Source organism: Roseburia sp. AF02-12 (assembly GCF_003461765.1).
GTDB classification, from domain to species: domain Bacteria; phylum Bacillota; class Clostridia; order Lachnospirales; family Lachnospiraceae; genus Roseburia_C; species Roseburia_C amylophila.
On record NZ_QTXS01000001.1, the window covers coordinates 337,192 to 361,191 of the forward strand.

26 protein-coding genes and 1 pseudogene are annotated in these 24,000 nt (G+C 39.3%); 21 read left to right on the forward strand and 6 right to left on the reverse strand.

Features of this window, described 5'->3' with window-relative positions:
- The first annotated feature begins 60 nt into the window (after positions 1–60).
- The 11 genes from DV740_RS01590 (at position 61) to DV740_RS01640 (ending at position 10,511) form a co-directional block, all read left to right on the forward strand.
- Positions 61–2,652, forward strand: a complete 2,592-nt coding sequence (locus DV740_RS01590; protein WP_118087351.1) for an ATP-binding protein — start codon at positions 61–63, stop codon at positions 2,650–2,652.
- Positions 2,653–2,664: 12 nt separating this feature from the next.
- Complete coding sequence (locus tag DV740_RS01595) at positions 2,665–3,123, forward strand: DUF6548 family protein (protein ID WP_118087352.1); 459 nt, start codon at positions 2,665–2,667, stop codon at positions 3,121–3,123.
- A 186-nt stretch (positions 3,124–3,309) separates the two neighbouring features.
- A complete protein-coding gene (gene ychF / locus DV740_RS01600; protein ID WP_117840897.1) occupies positions 3,310–4,410 on the forward strand; it encodes a redox-regulated ATPase YchF in 1,101 nt (366 codons plus the stop codon).
- Between the two features lie 61 nt (positions 4,411–4,471).
- Positions 4,472–4,723 carry a YlmC/YmxH family sporulation protein gene (locus tag DV740_RS01605; protein ID WP_022243141.1) on the forward strand — a complete coding sequence of 84 codons (252 nt, stop codon included), beginning with the start codon at positions 4,472–4,474 and terminating at the stop codon, positions 4,721–4,723.
- A 164-nt stretch (positions 4,724–4,887) separates the two neighbouring features.
- Positions 4,888–5,340, forward strand: coding sequence for a transcriptional regulator NrdR (nrdR, locus tag DV740_RS01610; protein ID WP_022243140.1), 453 nt, complete (start codon positions 4,888–4,890; stop codon positions 5,338–5,340).
- A 93-nt stretch (positions 5,341–5,433) separates the two neighbouring features.
- Positions 5,434–5,841, forward strand: coding sequence for a hypothetical protein (locus DV740_RS01615; protein WP_118087353.1), 408 nt, complete (start codon positions 5,434–5,436; stop codon positions 5,839–5,841).
- A 162-nt stretch (positions 5,842–6,003) separates the two neighbouring features.
- Positions 6,004–6,549 carry a ribosome maturation factor RimM gene (gene rimM, locus DV740_RS01620; RefSeq protein WP_117699014.1) on the forward strand — a complete coding sequence of 182 codons (546 nt, stop codon included), beginning with the start codon at positions 6,004–6,006 and terminating at the stop codon, positions 6,547–6,549.
- 8 nt (positions 6,550–6,557) lie between these two features.
- The gene (trmD, locus tag DV740_RS01625) at positions 6,558–7,304 is read left to right on the forward strand and encodes a tRNA (guanosine(37)-N1)-methyltransferase TrmD (RefSeq protein ID WP_118056818.1); all 747 of its coding nucleotides are present in this window, start codon (positions 6,558–6,560) and stop codon (positions 7,302–7,304) included.
- Between the two features lie 53 nt (positions 7,305–7,357).
- Positions 7,358–8,152 carry a hypothetical protein gene (locus DV740_RS01630; protein ID WP_118087354.1) on the forward strand — a complete coding sequence of 265 codons (795 nt, stop codon included), beginning with the start codon at positions 7,358–7,360 and terminating at the stop codon, positions 8,150–8,152.
- A 24-nt stretch (positions 8,153–8,176) separates the two neighbouring features.
- Entirely contained in the window at positions 8,177–9,829 is a 1,653-nt protein-coding gene (locus tag DV740_RS01635; protein ID WP_118087355.1) for a putative manganese-dependent inorganic diphosphatase, read from the forward strand.
- Positions 9,830–9,911: 82 nt separating this feature from the next.
- Positions 9,912–10,511 carry a flavin reductase family protein gene (locus tag DV740_RS01640; protein ID WP_117699012.1) on the forward strand — a complete coding sequence of 200 codons (600 nt, stop codon included), beginning with the start codon at positions 9,912–9,914 and terminating at the stop codon, positions 10,509–10,511.
- A gap of 116 nt (positions 10,512–10,627) precedes the next feature.
- Here DV740_RS01640 and DV740_RS01645 read toward each other — a convergent pair whose 3' ends face one another.
- From DV740_RS01645 to DV740_RS01655, 3 genes are read right to left on the reverse strand one after another with little or no spacing between them, the layout of a single operon-like run.
- Complete coding sequence (locus DV740_RS01645; protein ID WP_022243133.1) at positions 10,628–11,143, reverse strand: DUF4364 family protein; 516 nt, start codon at positions 11,141–11,143, stop codon at positions 10,628–10,630.
- Positions 11,144–11,147: 4 nt separating this feature from the next.
- Complete coding sequence (locus DV740_RS01650; RefSeq protein ID WP_118087356.1) at positions 11,148–12,092, reverse strand: TIGR01212 family radical SAM protein; 945 nt, start codon at positions 12,090–12,092, stop codon at positions 11,148–11,150.
- Positions 12,092–13,243 carry an NAD(P)-dependent malic enzyme gene (locus tag DV740_RS01655; protein ID WP_022243131.1) on the reverse strand — a complete coding sequence of 384 codons (1,152 nt, stop codon included), beginning with the start codon at positions 13,241–13,243 and terminating at the stop codon, positions 12,092–12,094. The genes DV740_RS01650 and DV740_RS01655 overlap by 1 nt, the downstream gene beginning before the upstream one ends.
- A gap of 208 nt (positions 13,244–13,451) precedes the next feature.
- Between DV740_RS01655 and rho the strand changes: the two genes are divergently transcribed.
- The 5 genes from rho (at position 13,452) to prfA (ending at position 18,185) form a co-directional block, all read left to right on the forward strand.
- Positions 13,452–14,930: a transcription termination factor Rho gene (rho, locus tag DV740_RS01660; protein ID WP_117699010.1), complete on the forward strand. Its 1,479-nt coding sequence runs from the start codon at positions 13,452–13,454 to the stop codon at positions 14,928–14,930.
- Positions 14,931–15,059: 129 nt separating this feature from the next.
- Positions 15,060–15,260: a 50S ribosomal protein L31 gene (gene rpmE, locus DV740_RS01665; RefSeq protein WP_022243129.1), complete on the forward strand. Its 201-nt coding sequence runs from the start codon at positions 15,060–15,062 to the stop codon at positions 15,258–15,260.
- Positions 15,261–15,340: 80 nt separating this feature from the next.
- Complete coding sequence (locus DV740_RS01670) at positions 15,341–16,261, forward strand: DUF1385 domain-containing protein (RefSeq protein WP_118056814.1); 921 nt, start codon at positions 15,341–15,343, stop codon at positions 16,259–16,261.
- Positions 16,262–16,279: 18 nt separating this feature from the next.
- Positions 16,280–17,110 (forward strand): peptide chain release factor N(5)-glutamine methyltransferase, encoded by an 831-nt coding sequence (prmC, locus tag DV740_RS01675; protein ID WP_118087357.1) that lies wholly within the window; start codon positions 16,280–16,282, stop codon positions 17,108–17,110.
- A 1-nt stretch (position 17,111) separates the two neighbouring features.
- Positions 17,112–18,185, forward strand: coding sequence for a peptide chain release factor 1 (gene prfA, locus DV740_RS01680; RefSeq protein WP_022243126.1), 1,074 nt, complete (start codon positions 17,112–17,114; stop codon positions 18,183–18,185).
- Between the two features lie 477 nt (positions 18,186–18,662).
- Here prfA and DV740_RS01685 read toward each other — a convergent pair whose 3' ends face one another.
- The 3 genes from DV740_RS01685 to DV740_RS01695 all read right to left on the reverse strand — a co-directional run bounded on the left by DV740_RS01685 (position 18,663) and on the right by DV740_RS01695 (position 20,389).
- The gene (locus DV740_RS01685) at positions 18,663–19,106 is read right to left on the reverse strand and encodes a GNAT family N-acetyltransferase (RefSeq protein ID WP_117840906.1); all 444 of its coding nucleotides are present in this window, start codon (positions 19,104–19,106) and stop codon (positions 18,663–18,665) included.
- A gap of 60 nt (positions 19,107–19,166) precedes the next feature.
- A complete protein-coding gene (locus DV740_RS01690; RefSeq protein WP_197420879.1) occupies positions 19,167–19,667 on the reverse strand; it encodes a helix-turn-helix domain-containing protein in 501 nt (166 codons plus the stop codon).
- Between the two features lie 140 nt (positions 19,668–19,807).
- On the reverse strand, positions 19,808–20,389 hold the full coding sequence (locus DV740_RS01695; protein ID WP_117840908.1) for a methyltransferase family protein: 582 nt from the start codon (positions 20,387–20,389) through the stop codon (positions 19,808–19,810).
- Positions 20,390–20,689: 300 nt separating this feature from the next.
- Between DV740_RS01695 and DV740_RS01700 the strand changes: the two genes are divergently transcribed.
- The 5 genes and pseudogenes from DV740_RS01700 to DV740_RS01720 all read left to right on the forward strand — a co-directional run bounded on the left by DV740_RS01700 (position 20,690) and on the right by DV740_RS01720 (position 23,997).
- Complete coding sequence (locus DV740_RS01700) at positions 20,690–20,950, forward strand: type II toxin-antitoxin system Phd/YefM family antitoxin (RefSeq protein WP_117699361.1); 261 nt, start codon at positions 20,690–20,692, stop codon at positions 20,948–20,950.
- Positions 20,940–21,251, forward strand: coding sequence for a type II toxin-antitoxin system RelE/ParE family toxin (locus tag DV740_RS01705; protein WP_117699360.1), 312 nt, complete (start codon positions 20,940–20,942; stop codon positions 21,249–21,251). The genes DV740_RS01700 and DV740_RS01705 overlap by 11 nt, the downstream gene beginning before the upstream one ends.
- Before the next feature lie 448 nt (positions 21,252–21,699).
- Entirely contained in the window at positions 21,700–21,972 is a 273-nt protein-coding gene (locus DV740_RS01710) for a hypothetical protein (protein WP_242986327.1), read from the forward strand.
- 105 nt (positions 21,973–22,077) lie between these two features.
- A pseudogene (locus DV740_RS01715) lies at positions 22,078–22,965 on the forward strand (type IV secretory system conjugative DNA transfer family protein); the annotation flags it as partial.
- Between the two features lie 474 nt (positions 22,966–23,439).
- Complete coding sequence (locus tag DV740_RS01720; protein WP_242988719.1) at positions 23,440–23,997, forward strand: hypothetical protein; 558 nt, start codon at positions 23,440–23,442, stop codon at positions 23,995–23,997.
- The last annotated feature ends 3 nt before the right edge of the window (positions 23,998–24,000 follow it).

The window sequence follows — 24,000 nt, forward strand, 5'->3', positions numbered from 1 at the left end:
AGGCATTCCGCTATAATATGGTAAAAGAGTCAAAAAGACTTTTACGAAAGGAAAAGAAGTATGTTCTATTTTCTTGTGTCGGTAAATATTATAGCGCTTATCCTGATGCTTTTTATGTTGGCAGTCTGCCTTCATAAAAAGCTCTCCAAAGCACAGCTTGCATTTATTATTTATGATATTTTTACCATGCTGTTTGTGGTGGGAGTTCATCTGGAACTGGTGCATTCGGATACCGTTGGTGAGGCACTTGCCGGGCTGTGCATCCAGTATGTGGGACAGGCAGGCTTTCTGATGGCATTTTTATGGTTTGCATCCGAATTTGGCAGATTAAAAATTCCAAAGTTTATTTATTTTATTCAGGCAGTAATTAATATAATTGTTTTGACAGGAGTATTTACGGCAGAATATCATCCATATTTTTATAAAACAATGCGGATATTGAAAGATGGCATATATCACCGGATTGAAGTTATACCCGGAATCATCTGGAAACTGCATTATATACATCTGGGAACGGTAATACTTGCGGTATTTATTTTGTGTATCATGCGTTACGGGGAGAGTTCACCGATTCATAAAAAGCGGATTATTTATATGATAGCAGGTGTGGGAACTTTTGCACTGGAATTAATCTTAAAGGGTCTGGGTGTATTTGGCAGTTATAATCCGGTAGTCATTGCCATGACAATTATGATGTTCTGCATGATGATGGCAATGATTCGTTATGGATATTTTGGCTCTCTGCAGGCTGCGGTGGATAATGCATTTAATCATGGAAAAGAAGGCTTGATTATCCTGGATGCAGAAAATAAAATTATTTCCGTCAATCAGCGTATGAAGGAACTTTTCCCGGAAATAAAGGTAGGAAGTGCCGCAAGCAGGCAAAAAGAAATCCTGCAGGCACTGACAAACCGGGAAAGGCTGTTGCATAAAAATGACCGCATCTATGAACTTCGTATGGAAGATATTGTGGAAAATGGTGAGAAGGATGGCTGCATGCTCTGGTTTATCGACCAGACAGAAAACTTGGAAATGATGCAGAGACTCCGTAGTGCGGATGAAGCGAAGACCAGATTTTTAATGAAAGTGAGCCATGAGCTGCGGACTCCGATGCATACGATACTTGGTATGAATGAAGTGATTTCCGAAGAAACATCAGAAGAGAAAATCCGTAGTTATACCAGAGAAATTGCATCTGCCGGTGACAGTATGGTTGCACTGATAGAAGAAGTGTTAGATGCTTCACGGTTAGAAAGTGGTACGCTTCAGATAAAGAAGGATGCATTTGCTTTAGAAGAGGTTATCAATGACGCAGCAGCCCAGATGAGACCACAGGCAGAGAAGAAATCTTTAAACTTCCGGCAGCGGATGGAGGAACCATTATTAAAACCGGGAAAACATTTCTATGGAGACAAGGCACATATCCGTCAGATTATCATAAATCTTCTGGAAAATGCGGTGAAATACACAGATGAAGGCTTTGTGGAGCTGGGTGTAGAAAAGGCGGCGGAAAATGGAGATACCTTTTTAAAGATAACTGTAACTGACAGTGGAATTGGAATAGGAAAAGAAGATCAGGATAAAATCTTTGAAAGCTTTGAACGGGGCAATAATGCCAGAAACAGCAGGAAAGACGGAATCGGGCTCGGACTGGATATTGCAAGACAACTGGCAGAGGCTATGGGTGGAAGTCTCAGCCTGAGTAGTGAAGTGACAAAGGGAAGTACCTTTACGGTTCGGATTCCGTGGGTAGAAGTATCGGAAAAACATCATTTTATAAAGCAGAGTGAGAAAAGTATGAATGCGGATTACAGCAGCTTTACCATTCTTGCGGTAGATGATAATGAGCAGAATTTGATGGTATTAGAACATCTTTTACATAAGACAAAGGTTAAAATGGAAACCGTGATGGATGGAAATATTGCCGTTCAAAAATGTGAAGAGAAAACATATGATTTACTTCTTTTAGACCATATGATGCCAAAGCCGGATGGCATAGAGACGCTGCACCTCATCCGTGCAGATGAGAAAGGACGAAATCATTATACGCAGGCAGTGGCATTTACCGCTAATGCAACAGCTGGTGCAAAAGAACTGTACAAAAACGAAGGATTTGCAGAGTATATTACCAAACCGGTAAAATCCAAAACTTTAGAAAGCATCTTACAAAAATATTTAAAAGACAGTATCCCGGAACAGAATCTTTACTTAAGCGGAGAAGAAAAGACAGCTTCTCTTCAGACGGATATTATATTTCACCAGCTGGAAAAATGCGGCATTTCAGTAGAGGAAGGACTGTCTTATGCAGATGGAGACGAACAGTTCTATAGGACATTGTTAGGCATCTTTGCAGACGAAAAAGAAAAGAAGCTGCAGCTTCTCAATGAAACAGCAGAATCCCTTCAGAAAACGGAAACTGCATCTGATCCTGGAACAGAAGATATCACAGAAACTGCGGAATTATGGAAATCCTTTGTTACCATATCCCATGGATTAAAGGGAGAGGCCTGGGGAATCGGTGCAAAACAGCTGGGGGATTATTTCTATCAGTTGGAATGTGCAGGAAAAGAAAGAGATATGCAGAAGATAGAAGTATTTTATTCAAAGACCATGGAAGAATGGCAGAAAGTGGTGCAGGCAATCAGGGAATAGGAGAGAGACGAAGTGGATAATCAATTTTTAGATGAGTATATTCATTTGGAAAAATTATGCAATGAGATTTATGCAACAAATCATGGTATATCAAGGTATATCGAGGATATGGAACAAACAAACAGGGTGATTCAGGCGAAAATTCATCTATGGACAAGTACATATAAAAAACTCAAGGAACTTAGATGGAAAAGAAATCAGTTGGTTCATGAAGGAAATGTGGAATATGATGATGCAGATATAGTGTGGCTTAGATGGTTTTACCAACAGATTATGGATGCAAAAGATTCGCTATCCGTGAAACATCAATTATTGCAACAACAGATAAATTCTAATATGCCCGTAAATAGAAGAGAAAATGTGACATTTGAAAGTACTAGAAAAACAGACAATTTTTGGACAGAGAGAAAAATCCTGATTATAGTGTCAGTTATAATTTTAATTATTGTCGGTGTAAGGATGCTGTTATGATTGCTCTAGTTATGGAAACATCCATTGAAATATGACAGGTGCTGTTTTTAATCATGCTGCCTGGTGGCAAACTGGTATAAGAAATTAGAAATGTACATTTTTTCTTTCGTGTGGTACACTATATGTTATTGTATGAAAGTTTTTAATACAGCAAAAACAATACTTTTCAAAGGAGAAATATAAATCATGAAATTAGGAATCGTAGGTTTACCAAACGTAGGAAAAAGTACATTATTTAATTCGCTGACCAAAGCAGGCGCAGAATCAGCCAATTATCCGTTTTGTACCATTGACCCGAATGTGGGAATCGTAACCGTACCGGATAACCGTCTGAAGGTGTTAGGCGAGATGTATCATTCCAAGAAAGTAACACCGGCAGTCATTGAATTTGTAGATATTGCAGGACTTGTAAAAGGAGCCAGCAAAGGAGAGGGACTTGGAAACCAGTTCCTTGCAAACATTCGTGAAGTAGATGCCATCGTTCATGTTGTACGTTGTTTTGAAGATACCAACGTAGTCCATGTAGACGGAAGCATTGACCCGGTTCGTGATATTGAGACCATTAATTTAGAGCTTATCTTTTCTGATATTGAAATCTTGGAAAGAAGAATTGCTAAAGTTACCAAACAGGCAAGAATGGACAAGACACTTGCAAAAGAAGAGGCACTTTTGAAATCCTTAAAGGCACATCTGGAAGAAGGAAAGATGGCAAAGACTTATCCGTTGAGTGATGATGAGGACGAACAGGCATGGTTTGCATCTTATAATTTATTAACTGCAAAACCGGTTATCTATGCAGCGAATGTAAGTGAGGATGACCTTGCAGATGATGGCGCAGACAATCCACATGTTGCAAGAGTAAGAGAACAGGCAGCCGCAGAAAACAGTGAAGTATTTGTTATCTGCGCACAGATTGAACAGGAAATTGCAGAATTAGATGATGATGAAAAAGCGATGTTCTTAGAGGATCTTGGATTAAAAGAATCCGGTCTTGAGAAACTGATTGCAGCAAGTTATAAATTGTTAGGACTTATCAGCTACCTTACATCAGGAGAAGATGAGACAAGAGCATGGACTATTACCAAAGGAACCAAGGCACCGCAGGCAGCAGGAAAGATTCATACAGACTTCGAACGTGGGTTTATCCGTGCAGAGGTGGTGTCCTATGACCATCTGATTGAGTGTGGAAGCATGACAGCAGCAAAAGAAAAGGGACTGGTAAGACTGGAAGGAAAAGATTACGTTGTTCAGGATGGCGATATTATTTTATTCCGTTTCAACGTATAAGGAACCTTTTGAAAAATCCGGCATAGTATAAATAGAAGAAAAGGCACAGTGGGGCAGGCACATGATACGCTATTGTGAATTGTGTGAAAAGCAGGTGATTAATATTGCAGACTGTTGCTGCCTGGGAAATGTGGTGGATTTGGAACTGGATGAGTGCAATGGAAGAATCTGTGCACTGGTTGTAGCTGCGCCGGGAAAATTTTTCTGTATTTTTTGTCCGGCATGCGAATATATTATTCCATGGAAACGTGTTGTGCGGATTGGACCGGATATTATTCTGGTAGATGTCTGTGTAGAAGATGTGAAAAGTTAGTTGACATAAGAATAAGAGAAAGTTATACTAAAAATAGTACGACCAATATTTGTAAAAGCTGATATCAGCAGTTCTTTATGAACGTTTGGTGATGGAAAAACGGTATTATTTATGCAAAATTCACAAAGCGTGTTTTGCGTAGCTTTTAGAATAGGAGAAAAAAGATGAAGTGCCCATTTTGCAGCAGTGAAAATACCAGAGTAATTGATTCGAGACCGGCAGATGACAATAACTCCATTCGCCGGAGAAGATTATGTGACGATTGTGGAAAACGTTTCACAACTTATGAAAAAGTTGAGACAATTCCATTGATTGTAATAAAAAAGGATAACTGCAGAGAGCAGTATGACCGTTCCAAGATTGAAGCAGGTGTACTTCGTGCCTGCCATAAGAGACCGGTATCCGTGGAGCAGATAACCAGACTGGTTGATGAAGTGGAGACAGAGATTTTTAATCGGGAAGAAAAGGAAATCCCAAGTACTGTAATTGGTGAGATTCTGATGGATAAGATTAAAGATTTAGATGCAGTGGCGTATGTTCGTTTTGCATCTGTATATCGTGAATTTAAGGATGTAAATACCTTTATGAATGAGTTAAAGAAAATGCTGGATAAATAAAAGAAAATCTTTTTGGAGAAAAGGGTTAATTTTGGTTGAATTTATCCGATAAAATTAGTAGCAGATAATTATGATGTGAGGAACGTGATCGTTATGAATATTTCAGGAATTCGTCCCAATGCGGGATTTTACGATTACAACAGCATACAGAATATCCGGAATGCAGTAGAAGATACACCGGTTGTTAAGACGGTAGCAGATGCCGGTGCATCTGAACAGCAGCAGAAGGATACCTTAGAGACTCCGGTACGAAGAGAACAGGATTTTGGGGCAGCAGATTATGCAGCACAGTACCAGCCGGATCGTACCTACGAGATGAAAGGTTCTGAAAGTGATATACATAGTCTGGATGTTGAGAAGGCATTATCCGATATGCACAAAGATCAGGTACTGCAGCAGTATCAGTTCTTTGTGGGAGAGAACATTGAACAGAGCGGAATCCGGCAGATTACTGCAACGGATACTGCAAAAGTGCGAAATGTAGAAAACTTTAATTTATAAGAGCAATTTTGATTATAAAAAAGTAAGAGACCGTTAGAAGGTAAGATTCCTAAGAATTCTTAAGAATCTTACCTTTTTTACTTGCGGCAGTTATGCTTCTTTTGTATAATTAAATTCAGGCTTGCCTGAAGAATGGGAAGTATGAGAGAAAGAGGATAGGATATGAAGAAAGTGCAGGAAGACTGGAAGGAAGAAATGCTGCAGGTAGGAGTACTTACCAATACACATGGTGTGCGTGGCGAAGTGAAGGTATATCCGACAACAGATGATGTCATGCGTTTTAAAAAGCTGAAGCAGGTATTTTTGGATACTGGAAAAGAACCGATGGAGCTTCAGGTTACACAGGCGCGCTTCTTTAAAAATCTGGTAATATTAAAATTCAAAGAATTTGATAATATAAATGATGTAGAGAAGTATAAGAGCAGAGGGCTTTATGTAACAAGGGAAAATGCTGTAAAGCTGGCTCCGAATGAATATTTCGTGGCTGATTTGATTGGCTTAAAGGCAGTCGGAGATGACGGAGAAGATTTAGGTGAAGTAAAGGATGTACTTCAGACCGGTGCAAATGACATTTATGTATTACATAAAGATGGGGAAGATGATATTTTACTTCCGGCAATTAAGGATTGTGTAAAAAATGTCAATATAGAGGAAGGCACCATTATGGTACACCTTTTAAATGGGCTTCGTGATATTAATAAGAAGTAGGTAGCAAAATGAATTTTCATATATTAACATTATTTCCGGATATGGTAGAACGGGGACTGAATACCAGTATCATCGGAAGAGCAGTTGGCAAAGGACTTTTAAATATAGAAACAATTAACATCCGGGATTATACGTTAGACCGTCATAAAAAAGTAGATGATTATCCGTATGGTGGCGGAGCCGGGATGGTAATGCAGGCACAGCCGATTTATGATGCGTGGCAGGCAGTGGCACAGAAGATTGGAAGAAAGCCAAGAACAGTATATCTTACACCTCAGGGCAATACGTTTCAGCAGGAAATGGCAAAGGATTATGCGAAGGAAGAAGACCTGGTATTGCTTTGTGGGCATTATGAGGGCATCGATGAACGTGTGTTAGAAGAAATTGTGACGGATTATGTGTCGATTGGAGATTATGTGCTGACAGGAGGAGAACTTCCGGCAATGGTCATGGTGGATGCGATATCCCGTATGGTGCCTGGCGTACTGGCAAATGATGAATCCGGAACCACAGAATCCTTTGAAGGAAATTTATTGGAATATCCGCAGTATAGCAGACCGGAAGACTGGATGGGAAAGAAAGTTCCAGCTATTTTACTTTCCGGAGACCATGCAAAGGTAGAAGCATGGAGGAGAGAACAATCCATTAAAAGAACCATGGAACGAAGACCGGATTTGCTGGCAGATGCAGATTTGACAGCAAAGGAGAAAGCAATGGTTGAGCATTTGCTGGACAAATCACAGGGTAAATGCTAGAATGTGTCTAGCAGTAATAGGAATGGAAGAGATTCCGCAGGAGGAAGACGGTAGTGAAAAGCTTTTTTGATGTGCTGAAAACGATGTTTTACCGTAAAAATGCGAAGAGTTATGGGACGCCGGACCGGAGCAGAAAAGAGCCGGTGACACAACAGAAGGTACAGATAAGAAATACAGAGACCAGAAAGGCAGCCCCTTCGTTAAAAGAAAACGAACAGCATAACAGGTCAGAGAGGACAAACAGTAAGGTGGATAAAGGAATGGATAAGGAAGATTTCTTATTAAAGCAGATTGATGAATTCCGTGAGAAAGCAAAACAGCTTCAGGCTTTGCTTGTTACAAAAGAAGACAAAGTGCAGGAATTACAGAATATCGTAGATGAAAGAGAAGAAAAAGCAAAAGAACTGCAGCATGTTTTAAATGCACGTAAATCAGAAGCAGATGTTCTTCTTACCGGAGTACACGGTCAGATGGAAGAAATGATTAACCGTGTAGAAGAAAAATTGAATGCACTGTCTGAAAAGATTGCAGCAGACGTAAGTGATTCCACCGGAAGAACCGCAGAACAAACTGCACAGATGCAGGCATCTTTACAGGAAATTTCCCAGCAGTTAGACAGCATGAAACTGGAACTGGCTGAGAAAATACATACCGAAGATGTAAAGTGCTACCGCAATATGCAGGACTTAATTAAAGAGTTTACCGTTAAGTTAGAGGAAAATGATACTTTAGAGAAGAGCTTGAATACCGTAAAAGGTTATGCAAAATGCTTAACCTGGTTTTCTGTTATCAATTTTGTAGTATTGGTGGCATTTATTCTATATTCTCTTGGAGTATTTAATTTTTAAGCAGTAGTTAAAACGAGGAATTATATGACACAGGGAAAGAGAAAGACATGGGTAATTGGACATAAGAATCCGGACACAGATTCTATTTGTGCGGCGATTGCCTATGCAGATTTAAAAAATCAAACAGAGGACGGTATTTTTATACCGAAAAGAGCAGGACATATGAACGAAGAGACGAAGTATGTCCTAAAATTTTTTGATGTACCGGAACCGGAACTGGTAACAGATGTCGGTGCACAGATTAAGGATATTGAATATCGTAGAACGGAGGGTGTCAGCAGTCACATTTCCATTAAACGGGCATGGGAGCTGATGAAGAATTTAGATGTCGTGTCATTGCCGATTACTGACAATGAGAACAATCTGCAGGGAATGATTGTTACCAGTGATATTGCAAAATCCTATATGGATGTATTGGACAACCGGATTCTTGCAACTGCCCGGACGCAGTATAAGAATATTGTTGAAACTTTAAATGGAACTCTTGTAACAGGAAATGAGCATGGTTACTTCATAAAAGGTAAGGTTGTTGTTGCAGCTACCACACCGGATATGATGGAGCAGTATATTGAAGATGACGATATGGTTATCTTAGGAGACCGTTATGAATCACAGTTCTGTGCATTGGAAATGAATGCAAGCTGTGTGATTGTCTGTTCCGGAGCGAAGATTACAAAGACCATTGTGCAGCTTGCAGAAGAGAAAGACTGTATGCTTATCAGCACACCATATGACACATTTACCGTGGCGCGTTTGATTAATCAGAGTATGCCGATTAAATATATTATGAAAAAGGAGCATCTGATTACATTCGAATTAGAGGATTATGTGGATGATGTGAAAGAGACTATGTCTAAAGTGCGTCATCGTGATTTTCCGGTACTGGATGAGAATGGAAAATATGTCGGTATGTTTTCCAGACGAAATCTTTTAAATTTACAGAAAAAACAGGTGATCCTTGTTGACCATAATGAAAAATCCCAGGCAGTAGATGGAATCGAAGATGCAGAAATCTTAGAAATTATTGACCATCACCGACTGGGCAGCCTTGAGACGATTGCTCCGGTATTTTTCCGGAACCAGCCATTGGGCTGTACTTCAACGATTATTTATCAGATGTATCAGGAAAAGGGAGCAATCATTGATAAAAAGACAGCCGGAATTCTTTTGGCAGCAATTATTTCAGATACCTTGATGTTCCGTTCACCGACCTGTACACAGATGGACCGGGCAGCAGCAGAAGCACTGGCGAAGATTGCAGAAGTAGATATTGAAGAGCTGGCCAAGAAGATGTTTGAAGCCGGCAGTGATTTTAAGAAAAAGACAACAGAAGAACTGTTTTATCAGGATTTTAAAACCTTCCATACCGATGAATTTGATTTTGGTGTAGCACAGCTTAGTGCCATGAGTGACGTGCAGCTTGGCATGGCGAAGAAGAAGCTGCAGCCATATCTGGAAATTGCATTGGGAGAGCAGAAACTGGATGCCGTATTTGTGATGCTGACGGACATTCTGGATGAGAATTCGGAAGTAATCTATGCCGGAGCACAGGCAGGCAGCCTTTTAAAGGAGTGCTTTGGAGAGCCGGATGAATCAGGCAGCTTTTACTTAAAGGGAGTAGTATCCCGTAAGAAACAGATGATTCCGACATTAATGGCAGGATTGCAGCAAGCGTAAATGCTTACGGCAGGATGACAGCAGGTTTAAATGCCCATATCAGAGACAGAAAAAAGATAACAACTTATACAGGAGAATTGAAATGGCGAAAGAAACATGGAAGCCGGGTAATATGTTATATCCGGTTCCAGCAGTGATGGTAAGCTGCCAGAGACCGACAGAAAAACCGAATATTATTACGGTAGCGTGGGCAGGAACGGTATGTACGAATCCGCCAATGCTTTCCATATCTGTCCGTCCGGAACGATATTCCCATGGAATAATTGCGGAAACCGGCGAATTTGTTGTAAATCTTGTGACGAAGGATCTGGTCTGTGCCACGGATTATTGTGGCGTAAAATCCGGCCGTGACGTTGACAAGTTTGATGCCATGCATCTGACACCACTGAACCTTCCGCAGGTATCGGCACCGGGAATTGCAGAAAGTCCGGTAAACATTGCCTGCAAGGTAAGCCAGATATTACATCTTGGAAGCCATGATATGTTTCTGGCAGATGTAGTAGGCGTTACCGTTGATGATTCCTATATGAATGAAAAAGGTAAATTCGAACTGAATCAGAGCGGGCTGGTGACTTATTCCCATGGAGAATATTTTCTGCTGGGTAAGAAGCTTGGAAGCTTTGGTTACAGCGTAAAGAAGCAGAAGCCTTCAAAGAATGGCAGAAAGAAGAAAGCGAAGTAAAAGAGCAAAATAAAAAAGAATAAAATAAAAAGGACAAAATAACTGAAAATATAAGAAATTATAGAAAGCGGAACAGAGAGAAAAATCTTCTCGTTGTTCCGCTTTTTGAATAACGTTTATTTTAAAAGTAAATCCATCAGACAGGCAAATACATCATCTGCCTGATTCTGCCAGTTGGTGCAGATGGCTTCCGCCTGTTCCTTTGTCTGGACAGTTAAAGTAAAATCAAGGCGGGTACGGCCTTTTTCCCGGAGCTGGCATCGCACACCGTATTCCTGTTCCGGTGTTTTGTAATAATCGGATAGATATGCATTTTCTGTTTTAATGGCAAGCTTATTTGCCTGAAAATAAGCTGCAATATCTTCTTCAATAGAAGGGGATATTTTGTCATGGAAAAAATGCAGTGTTTCTTTTCCTGCAGGAGTAATAATATACCGTGTACTGTTGTGGGTGTTTTCCGTACGGACAAGCCCGGAATCCATCAGGTCATGAATGACCTGCTGAATCGTAAAGTAGTCGGTATATTCCCTGTCTAAAAAGAAATCTGAAATCTGCGCATTGGACAATGGAAAATCAATATGTTCAAGCATGTGCAGAATAATTAATTTATATAAAGTAGCTGGTTCAGCCATAAAATCACCTCTTAGTTGCTAAGCGTCCCTGGTAAGTATTCCGCTCTTTTAAGCGGCGGTGAATCTGATTTAAAACAGTCCGTTTTCCGGTGCTCCACATCGGCGCAATCAGTAAATCCTTCGGACCATCGCCGGTAATCCGGTGAATCACCATTTCCGGAGGCAGAAGCTCCAGACAGTCAATAATCATTTCACAGTATTCATCCATGGAAAATACCGGAAAATGTGTCTTTTCATAATAAGCGGCTAAATCGGTGCCGGATAATACATGAAGCAGCTGTAGCTTGATTCCCCAGACCGGGAGATTTGCAATTGCCTGAACGGAAGCAGACATCATTTCTCTGGTTTCGTGGGGCAGTCCTAAAATCAGATGAACAATCACCTTGATAGAAAGGGCGTGAAGGGCGAAGAGACTTTTTTGAAAAGTCTCATAAGTAAAGCCGCTTCGTGTAAACTCTCTGGTGTCATCATGGATTGTCTGTAAACCAAGTTCCACCCAGACGGTTTTCTTTTCATTGATTTCGGCAAGCAGTGAAAGAATCTCAGGCTGCAGACAGTCAGGTCTTGTGGCAATGGAAATAATAACCACATCCGGGTCGTTTACTGCCTGCATATAAAGATTCCGCAGGTGTTCCACAGAACCATAAGTATTCGTGAATGCCTGAAAATATGCAATGAATTTATTGCAATTTCTTTTGGCTTTCAGAATGCTTTTTTCGGATTCTAACTGTTCTTTGATAGAAAGCGTGGGGGAGGCGGCAAAATCTCCGGAACCACCGGCAGAGCAGAAAATACAGCCTCTGGTATCTAAGTGTCCGTCACGGTTGGGACAACTGAGTCCGGCATTTAATGCAATCCGGTATACCTTTTCATGGTAGGTATTTTTTAAATAGTAGTCCAGAGAGTGGTAGCGCTTCTCCCCCCACAGTGTAATCGTGCCGTTTTTCATTAGCGGATGTGTGATTTGACTGCCTGGCTTACCACTTCGGCAACACGCGGGTCAAATGCTTCCGGCATAATAAAGTCTTCATTTAATTCTTCATCAGATACTAACCCTGCAATTGCTTTTGCAGCAGCAAGCTTCATTTCTTCTGTAATCTGGGAAGCGTGTCCTTCTAAAGCACCTTTGAAGATTCCCGGAAAAGCAACGACGTTGTTTACCTGATTCGGGAAATCACTTCTTCCGGTTCCGACCACTTTAGCACCTGCAGCTTTGGCAAGGTCTGGCATGATTTCCGGAGTAGGATTTGCCATGGCAAAAAGAATGGCATCTTTATTCATGGATGCAACCATTTCCTGAGTCACGATATTCGGTGCGGAAACACCAACGAAGATATCAGCACCCTTTAATGCATCGGCAAGGGTACCCGATTCATTGGAAAGGTTGGTAACTTCGGTCATTTTCTTCTGCATCCAGTTTAAGTCAGGATAATCTTTGCCGATGATTCCCATGCGGTCACACATAATAACATTTTTAAAGCCGTAAGTCAGTAACAGTTTGGTGATGGCAACACCGGCAGAACCGGCACCATTTACAACAACGCGGCAGTTTTCTTTTTCTTTTCCGGTTACTTTTAAAGCGTTGATGATTCCGGCAAGAACAACAATAGCAGTACCATGCTGGTCGTCATGGAAGACCGGAATATCAAGCATTTCCTTTAAACGCTCTTCAATTTCAAAACAACGTGGGGCGGAAATATCCTCTAAGTTGATGCCGCCGAATCCTGGAGCAATATTTTTAACAGTTTTTATAATTTCTTCGGTATCCTGTGTGTCAAGGCAGATTGGAACAGCGTTGACATTTCCAAATTCTTTAAACAGTACACATTTTCCTTCCATAACCGGCATGGCTGCGTACGGTCCGATGTTTCCGAGACCGAGAACAGCGCTTCCGTCTGAGACAACGGCAACGGTGTTGGCTTTCATGGTATAAGTATAAGCTTCTTCTTTATTTTCTGCGATGATACGGCAAGGTGCCGCAACACCAGGTGTGTATGCGATAGATAAATCTTCCCGGGTCTTTACCGGTGTCTTGGAGATGGTTTCTAATTTTCCATTCCATTTTTTATGCATTTCAATTGCTTTTTCGTTGGTATCCATAGTTCGTCTCCTTTTCTTAGCCATTGATTACTTCCGTCTAGTATCATATCATTAAAAAATTTTTAAAGCAAGAAAAAGGACTTCCTATTTGAAAGAAACTGTTGTATAATACGAAAAGACGAATCTTACGTTCCAATTATTTTTATTTCAAAAAGAAATCCCAATTATTTAGCAGATAATCAAATAAGCAAGAGGTAAGGAGAATAGAATGAGAGAGAAGTATGAAAGTCTTTCTGCAGCAGTGTTGCGTGAACTGGCAAAAGCAAGGGGAATGAAAGGAATTTCTACCTTAAAGAAAGCTGAGTTAGTAGAAGCGATGCTGGCGGAAGATGAAAAGGAAGCAAAGGTGCAGGAAGCCAAGAAAGAAGCAGAAGGTACAACAGAAACTACGGAGCAGGTAGCAGAAACCAGAACCTATCGCGCAGAACGTCCGCACCGGGAAAATGCAGCGAGGGGACATGAGGGCGAGATGCGTCGAAGCACAGTAAGACATACACCGGATGAGCATATTTCGGAAAAAGATGAAACGGAGCGTGTGGCAGAAGAAAACAAGGACTTAGACAGCGGTGTGAAGGCACATGGAATTCTTGAAGTTATGCCGGATGGATTCGGATTTATCCGTTGTGAAAATTATCTGCCGGGAGAGCATGATGTCTATGTTTCTCCGTCCCAGATTCGTAAGTTCAATCTGAAAACCGGAGATATTGTGACCGGAAATACCAGAATTAAGACACAGGCTGAAAAATTCTCTGCATTATTATACATTACTTCTATTAATGACCTGCATCCGTCAGAGGCTGTAAAGCGGAAGAATTTTGAAGATTTAACTCCGATTTTTCCGGATGAGAGAATCCGGCTTGAGACAAGCCATAGTGCAATGGCAATGCGAATTGTAGATTTAGTATCTCCGATTGGTAAGGGACAGCGTGGAATGATTGTTTCCCCACCAAAAGCAGGTAAGACTACATTATTAAAAGGTGTGGCACAGGCAGTAAAGCAGAATAACCCGGAGATGCATCTGATTATCTTATTAATTGATGAGCGGCCGGAGGAAGTTACCGATATTAAGGAAGCAATTGAAGGACCGAATGTAGAAGTTATTTATTCTACCTTTGACGAATTGCCGGAGCATCATAAGAGAGTATCCGAGATGGTAATTGAGAGAGCAAAACGTCTGGTAGAACATAAGAAGGATGTTATGATTCTCTTAGACAGTATTACAAGACTTGCAAGAGCATATAACCTTACAGTTCCGCCAAGTGGAAGAACCTTATCCGGTGGTCTTGATCCGGCAGCCCTCCATATGCCGAAGCGTTTCTTTGGTGCAGCCCGTAATATGCGTGAGGGCGGAAGCCTTACGATTCTTGCAACAGCACTGGTAGATACCGGAAGCAAGATGGATGATGTTGTTTACGAGGAATTTAAGGGAACCGGTAACATGGAACTGGTGCTTGACCGTAAGTTATCTGAGAAACGTGTATTCCCTGCAATTGACATTGTAAAATCCGGTACAAGAAGAGAAGACCTCTTACTGACACAGGAAGAGCAGGAGGCCGTATTTATTATGCGTAAGGCAATCAATGGCATGCGTACCGATGAAGCGGTTGAGAGCATCTTGAATATGTTTGTCCGGACGAAAAACAACCGGGAATATATCCAGACTGTAAAAAAGACAAAATTTGTTTAAAAACACTTGCATAACAGCTTTTCCTATGCTACAATGAATAAGCTGTTTATTCGGAAACTAAACAGTATCGCACTTAAATTAGACAAATGTCGTAATTGCGAAGCAATTCATATATGAGAGGTGAGAGACATGAGAGAAGGAATCCATCCAGATTATTATCAGGCAACAGTTACATGTAACTGTGGTAACACATTCGTAACTGGTTCAACCAAAGAGGATATTCACGTTGAAATTTGTTCCAAATGCCATCCATTCTATACTGGACAGCAGAAAGCTAACCAGGCTCGTGGACGTATTGAGCAGTTCAATAAGAAATACGGCATGAAATAGAAATTGCACAATGTGACTGAAAGATAAGGTTGAGGTTTCTAATCTCAACCTTTTTTTAGAAACAGGAAGAGAGGTCACACATGAAATATTCGGGAATCGGTGGACAGGCAGTTTTAGAAGGCGTAATGATGAAAAATAAGGAAAAGTACGCCGTGGCAGTCCGGAAGCCGGATGGAGAGATTACCGTTGATACCAAAGAGTATTATGGACTGATTAAAAACAAGACATTGCGGAACATTCCGATTTTACGTGGAGTGTTAAGTTTTGTGGAGTCTTTGACACTTGGAATATCAACGCTTACATATTCCGCATCTTTCTTTGAAGAGGATGAGGAAGACACCAAAGCAAAAAAGAAAGAATTATCAAAAGAGGCAGCAGCAAAAAAAGAAAAGGCAGAAATGGGTATTACTGTTGCATTTTCCTTTGTACTTGCCATTGGAATCTTTATGATTCTGCCATATTATCTTTCTTTGATTTTTCAGAAATTTATTACATCCCATGTGGCACTGGCGCTGATTGAAGGTATCATCCGAATGATGATTTTTTTGGCATATATTGCTTCAATTTCCTTAATGAAGGATATCCAGCGTGTATTCATGTATCACGGAGCAGAGCACAAATGCATTAACTGCATTGAACATGGAATGGAGCTGAATGTAGAAAACGTGAGAAAGAGTTCCAGACTGCATAAGCGGTGTGGTACAAGTTTTCTCCTGTTTGTAATGATTATCAGTATTATTTTCTTTGCATTTATTGATGTAAAGAGCCGGATTTTGAAGGTAGTGCTTCGTTTGCTGCTGATACCGGTGATTGCTGGTGTGTCATATGAATTTATCCGGCTTGCCGGAAAAAGTGATAATCCGGTAGTGAATTTCTTAAGTAAACCTGGATTGTGGCTGCAGAGGCTTACAACAAGAGAACCGGATGATTCTATGATTGAGGTTGGTATTGCTTCCGTGGAAGCAGTATTTGACTGGAAAAAATATTTGAGCGAAATGTAAAAGAAAAGGGCGTAATATATGACTTATAGAGAGGCAGTGGAATTTGGTACAAAGTGTCTTACAGATGCAGGAGTGCCGGATGCCGCACTGGATGCATGGTATCTTTTACAGATGGTATGCAGGATTGAACGCAGTTACTACTACGTTCACGGGGAAGAAGATATTACACAGGATGCTCAGAAAGAATATGAGATTGCAGTACAGAAACGAGCTGAACATATTCCGCTACAGTATATTATTGGAGAACAGGAATTTATGGGGCTTCGATTCAAAGTAAATTCCAATGTTCTGATACCGCGGCAGGATACCGAGACTTTAGTGGAGCAGGTATTGAAGATTGTAAAGCCGGGGATGAAAGTATTAGACCTTTGTACAGGGTCTGGTTGTGTATTAATCAGTGTGTTGAAAAATGCACCGGAACTTACCGGTGTTGGAAGTGATATTTCGAAAACTGCATTGCTGGTAGCGAAAGAAAATGCAAAGATGCATGAAGTGGATGCGGACTGGATACGCAGTGATTTATTTGATAATATTACCGAGACTTTTGATGTAATCATGGCGAATCCGCCTTATATACCGACAGGAGAGATTCTGTCACTGATGCCGGAGGTGCGGGATTTTGAGCCGGAAAACGCATTGGATGGCGGAGCGGATGGTCTTGATTTTTATCGGAAGATTGCCGGACAGGTAAAGGGTTATTTGAATCCTGGCGGATATGTTTACATGGAAATTGGTTATGACCAGGGAGAAGCAGTCTCTGAGCTGATGCGTAACGCAGGATTTACAGAAGTTGAAGTAATCAAAGACCTTGCACGAAATGATCGTGTGGTAAAAGGGAAAGGAAATTAAAATGTTTGATCGTTTAGAGGATTTATTGATTCGTTATGAAGAGTTGATGAGTGAGTTAAGTGAACCGGATGTGGCAAATAATCCGGAGCGTTTTCGTAAGCTGATGAAGGAGCAGAGTGACCTGACACCTATCGTGGAAGCTTATAAAGAATATAAACAGTGCAAGCAGAATATTGAAGATTCTCTTGCAATGCTGGACGAAGAGACAGATGAAGAGATGAAAGAACTTGCCAAAGAGGAATTAAATGATTCCAAGGCAAGAGTAGAAGAATTAGAGCAGAAACTGAAAATTCTTCTTCTTCCAAAGGATCCGAATGATGATAAGAATGTCATTGTGGAAATCCGTGCCGGTGCCGGCGGAGATGAGGCAGCTTTGTTTGCAGCTGAGATTTACCGTATGTATGTCCATTATGCAGAGAGCAGACGCTGGAAAGTTGAGACGATGGAATGCGAAGAAATCGGAATCGGTGGAATGAAGAGTGTTACTTTCATGATTACCGGACAGGGTGCTTACTCTGTTATGAAATATGAATCTGGTGTACATCGTGTACAGCGTGTACCTGAGACAGAGTCCGGTGGACGTATCCATACTTCTACTATTACAGTAGCAGTAATGCCGGAAGCAGAAGAAGTAGATGTCCAGATTGATGAAAAGGATATCCGAATCGACGTTATGCGTGCATCCGGAAACGGTGGACAGTGTGTCAATACTACAGACTCTGCAGTTCGTCTGACTCATTACCCAACCGGAATTGTAATCTACAGCCAGACAGAGAAATCACAGCTTCAGAATAAAGAGAAAGCATTTGCACTTTTACGTGCCAAATTATACGACATAGAATGCCAGAAGGCGCATGATGCAGAAGCAGAAGCCAGAAGAAGCCAGATTGGTACCGGTGACCGTTCTGAGAAGATTCGTACTTACAACTTCCCACAGGGACGTGTAACCGACCACAGAATCAATCTTACCCTTTATAAACTGGACAAGATTATGAATGGCGATATCCAGGAAATCTTAGATGCGCTGATCGCAGCCGACCAAGCAGCAAAATTAGCTAAGATGAATGAGAATTAATATGAATTAGTAAGAATCAAGAAAAGCGGTCTTTTGGTTAGGTCAACGGATTGCTTTTTTCTTGCTTTACAGGAAATTGCTTTCCTGTAAAGTAAAAAACGCTTCGCGAGGATGCGCACTGCGGCGTATAAGGTAGATGTCGCAAGCGACCGCCGCAGGTGCGAGAATGTGCCAAGGTACATTCTTTGTTGTGGGTATTAGGATACTTTGGAGAGTCAAGTATTAGAGTCTATAAGAAAAACAAGAATGGAAGAGTAAATAGAAATCTCCCTTTTTACAAAAGTGTGTCTGATGCATACTAACTCATAATTATACGAAACACCACTCTTTTATTCATTTTTCTATTCACTTCTTACTAATGGGTATTCATTTTTACTTTAAGTTGTCGTGCAATTTATTAGAATGGAATTTTTGAAAGAGCCAGCATCTTGAATGGGCTGACTCTTTCAATGTCACCTGTAATTGACAAACTGGAAGTTATAAACATCTTTGCAAATATACCATATCTATTAACTGTACACCACACTCATAAATTGGGTGGTCATAATTGTCCGTAAAGAAATTCGGAATATTGTGAGATCGGACAAATCCGCATTTTTCATAAAACGGTACGGTCAACGGGCTGTCACCTGTTCCAACCTGCAAAATAGAATATTCATCTGAATATTTACTTACAAGGAAGTCAATCAATGCTTTCCCATAGCCCTGTCCTTGATTCTGAGGATCAACTGCAATATTTTTAATTTCAAGTATTCCATTATCTTCATCAGTAACGACACATTCAGCTTTTACATTACCATCTTCAAGTACATACATAGTACCTTTTTCAAGATAGTGATCAATCATATTTTCCTGCTCATCAGCTAATAACAATAATGCTATAAATTGCTTTTTATTCTCATTCACTTCTCGGATTTTCATATCTATTACTCCGTCAAACTAGAATTTTACGGTCTATCAGACTTTTTATTTACAGTTGTACTATCGTTTCATTTTTCGTCTTGCCTTAATCTTTCCTAAAAGTCCAGAAAGATACATTGCAAGGACTATTAACATACCACAATCTAACCCAAGACCTGCACTTGCTACTCTTTCATAGACACTTCCAGGTGTATCTAGTCCTGTAAATTCAATAATCACAAACGCAATCATTCCTATTATTGCAATAACCGTAAGTACAAATAACTTTCCTTTAATTTTTTGATTAATTGTCTCTGTATAATCAGATAATTTCAATACTGTTTCTTTTATTTCTTCATTCATATTCTCGCTTTTCCTTTCTCCACCAATGATTTCAGGTATACTAACATCATAAAAATCAGCCAATTCAGCCAACAAACTAATATCAGGCATATTAGAACCTGTTTCCCATCTAGAAACCGTTCGGCCTGAAACTTTTATCTTTTCAGCAAGCTGTTCCTGTGTAATATTCTTTTCTTTCCTAAGTTCTTTTAAGAAACGTCCAATCTTTTTCTGATCCATACTGTTTCCTCCTTTCATTGACAGAGTAATATTATTCTACTAAACATAACACGACACAAAGCGAGAAAATGCCGTATTTACGCTATTGGACAAATCTGTCTAGTATTATTTATATTGGCTTTAGCCCCAGGAACTTCAAGTTATCTTTTTCTTCCTAAATATCGGCATACTTTTGATTTGTATTGCAGGTACTCATTTCCGAATGCTTCTATCAAAAAATCTTCCTCTACATTGACTATCTGCAAATGAAAAAATACCACTGCAAAACCTGTGGCAAAGCAAAGGAACCAATTAAAGAACGAAAACAATATTCCTATATACATTAAATCAAAACCCAAAAATGCAGGATTTCTGCTAATAGAATAGATGCCCGCTGTTACCAAAATGGTCCTTTCTTCTTTTTGCACACCTGCTCTCCAATTCTCCTTCATCTGTGTAACAGAAACAATAAAAGCAAGTACACCGAACATTGTTATTACAACTCCTGTAAATTGCAACACAATATGTGCTGTTCCCGAATAAAACACAATACTGATAATCTGTATTACAGGAAGCAAATATGTGATTATTTTAAGAGCCACTTCTATAAATTTGACAAATCCCTCTTTTCCTTTTCCTAATTGATCTGTCTTTATGCCTTGCTTTTTCTGACTAATCAGCTTTGCAAAATAGCAGATGTAGAACACTGCCATCAGTGAAATTGTAACAATTTTTATTATCATCGTGTACCTCCAAACTCCGATTTGTATAACAGTAGTCTAACACACGTTGTTAAAAAATACTACAGCCAAGCCAATGTCTGTAATTTGCCCTAAAATTTCATTTTATGGAATTTGGACTACTTGATTTTCTAATTGCATACGTAATTCGTGAAATGTATAATTATACTGTTGATACATCAGACACACAAATGTAAATAGGGACATAGAAATTAAAAATTAAAAATTTCACTTTACGTGATAATTAAATTGAAAAAAGACATAATTATGGTATAATTAGACCATGAATAGGAGGTGTACATTATGCCACAAATAATTCCAATTAAAGATTTGAAGAATACATCAGAGATATCTGATATGTGTCATAAAGCAGAGGAACCAATTTATATTACGAAAAATGGATATGGAGATATGGTAATTATGAGCATGGAGACTTATGAGTCAACCATGAGACAGATTGCTATGTACAGAGATATTGAAATATCTGAAAAGCAAATAGAGGAAGGACAGGTAAAGGATGCCAGAACTGCGCTTAGAGAAATGAGGGCGAAGTATGGCATATAAAATAAATGTTACTGAACATGCGAATGAACTGCTTGATAATCTTGTGTATCATTTAATTTATTGCTTAAGGAATGAACAGGCAGCAAAGCATCTGTTGGATAGTATAGATACTATCTGTGACAGGCTAGAGGTTAATCCATTTCAGTTCGCAGAGTGCAGAGATGCATATCTTGCTAAAAGAGGATATCGTGAGGCAGTTGTGTCACAGATGAATTATATTATCGTTTTTGATGTGAGAGCGGATGTTGTAAATGTAGTTGGTATTTTTCATCAGTTAGAGAATTATCAAAGTAAATTATAAAAAATGTGTTGTATTCATCCTACAAATTAAATTTAGTATAATAGAAATACTGCAAAGTAAAATTTAGTAATGGAAGATATTGCAACTAATAAAAATGACAGGTCTGTTAGTTCCGTATAAATAAAATTCAAGTCCCTATTTACATTTGTGTGTCTGATGTATCAACAGTATAATTATACATTTCACGAATTGCGTATGCAATTAGAAAATCAAGTATTCCAAATTCAAATACAATACCATAAGGCTTTCCAGATAATCTGGGAAGCCTTTTTATATTCATAGGGTGCATTTAAGGGTATGAATTTTGTTTATGCAAGGAGGTTCATGCCATGGCACTCACCAATGAAGAGCTACAGTATTTGATTGTAATGGTCCATATCTTGCTACCAAGAAGATTGGAAAAAATAATCCCAAAACTGAACAGATTGAGCAGGATAATAAACTGCGGATGGACTGGAATCGGGAGGTTGACAGAGCAATCATAAGTGATGTTCCTATGGATGAGATTTTACAGAAAAAAAGGGAACATATCACAGAACCGATAAAAAGGTCGATTGAACTGTATGGAAACAAACCACAACGATTAGCATTGATACTTAATATGGCGATTACGGAACTTGTACTACTGATATCGAAGGTGCTTGAAGCAGCCAGAACTATTCGGAATAAGATACTGCATACAGATGTTGAAAATGATATAATCATAACTTCTTTGGATTGAAATTGTAATATTTAACATAGTGCAGAGGGGCTGTAAAAAAGTCCCATTGTTACGAACATAATGCCGTATCCGGCATAACCTTAAATGCGACAGCATTTGTATAAGTCACGCATCATCATTCAGAACTTTGCCCAGTTAAAGGCACTTTTCAAAGATACCTGGGAGACAATTCCCGGCAACTGCGATACTTTCATTTATCTTGGAGGCAATGAGCAGAGTACACACAAGTATGTCTCGGAGCTTTTGTGCAAAGGGACGATTGATAAGAAGTCAAGCGGGGAGACAAAGGGCAGACAGGGAAGCTCTTCAAGAAACTATGATGTATTAGGAAGAGAACTGTTTACACCCGATGAGGTCAGAAAGCTGGATAACAAAAAGTGTATTATCTTTATCCGTGGTTTTGTTCCTATCATGGACAATAAGTTCATACCATTCAATCATCCGATGTTTAACCAGACAGCAGATGGCAAGGGAGAGCCTTATGTTCATCAGATAATGGGAGCAGATAATCTTATCGGTCCACCATTTGAGATTCTGTCAGATAAGGCAGTTAAGTATTATGAAAAACTGAAGGATAAGGGCGAGAATGTGTATATAGATTCTCTTACCTATGAGCAGTTTATGATGCTTGGTGATGCGGAATTAAGCAGAAGATTCTCAATGCAGGATGAAGCAGAGCAGAAGGCAAAGATTGACAGGGAGCAAGCAAATGAGCTTGAGTATGTCGATGAATCGCAGAAGTCTGATGCTGCAGAAAGTGCCAATGCGTCTAATGGAAGTACTGGAGCTAAGCCTGTAAGGAATCCTGAGAGGGAAAAGCCTAAGTGGGAGGATACCATCACAAACAGAATGCTACACTGGTCATATACACCGGAGCAGAAGGAAGAGGTGAAGAAAGCACTTGCTGCAGGAGTTCCGAAGGCAACGATTCTTACTTACTTTTATGCGGAGGTAACTGTGGAGAAGATGAGTTCATATCGGAATAAGCATTAAATGATATCGCATAGGCACAGGAATTATGTTATACTGTGTCTATGTAAATGAAAATGATGTTAAATTCGTTGATATTTTAGGTAAGTAAAGCGTACAACTAAATTTAAAGAATAAGTAGAATGAACACATTAATTGTTGTATAACGTTTTTATGCAATTAAGGGTTACAATTTCGATAGGAGATATTTATGAAAAAAATTATTTTTACTGTTTTTTCAATACTAATTATATTGACTACTATATTTTTTATTGCTATTGGAACAGTTCGTGATTCACGATACTATATATTGATTTTAGTTTATATTATTGTGTACAAAATTATTTTGTCATTTACAAATAGAAGCAAAAAAAAGTAAACAATATTTTTCAACATTAGAATTAAATTTTTTTGTATAATAATTATTATGGTTTTTATACAGAGAAATATATGAATAACTAAATGAATATATTATGCATGATGAGAGGTGAGAACAATTTGAAAGTTTACTATTTAGCGCTATCATTATTTTTAACGTTCTTCTTCGCACATCAGATAACGCATGTAATGTGCTTTGGCAGATATAGAGATAAAAAATGCAAAAAGAAAAAATTTTATTTTATCTATGGATTTTGGGTGGTATTTTTTGGAATATTGTGTACAATGATGGGTTCGGCATCAGGGGTGGATCATACATTTGATTATGGAATGAACTCCTTAGAATTGTATTTGGGCAAAAAAAATTATTTTGAGGGTAATGTTATTTATGCGGAAGATGACTATAAGCATAATGGTGATTTTATACTAGAGTATTATGTAAAAAATACAGAAGACATAGAAATAATATCAAAACAAATTGTGGAAGAAAATGTATTTATATTTAGAGATTACAATTTAAGTGATATAAATGTTGTATGGAAATCGGTTGATGATGAGCTTTATGTTTATGGAGGTGATGAACTTTATGCAACTATAGATGTGGAAAGAAAAGGCTTGCTAGTAAAATTAAGTTTTTATTGGAATCAAGAAAAACTGAATCAAAACATGGGAGGATAAAAG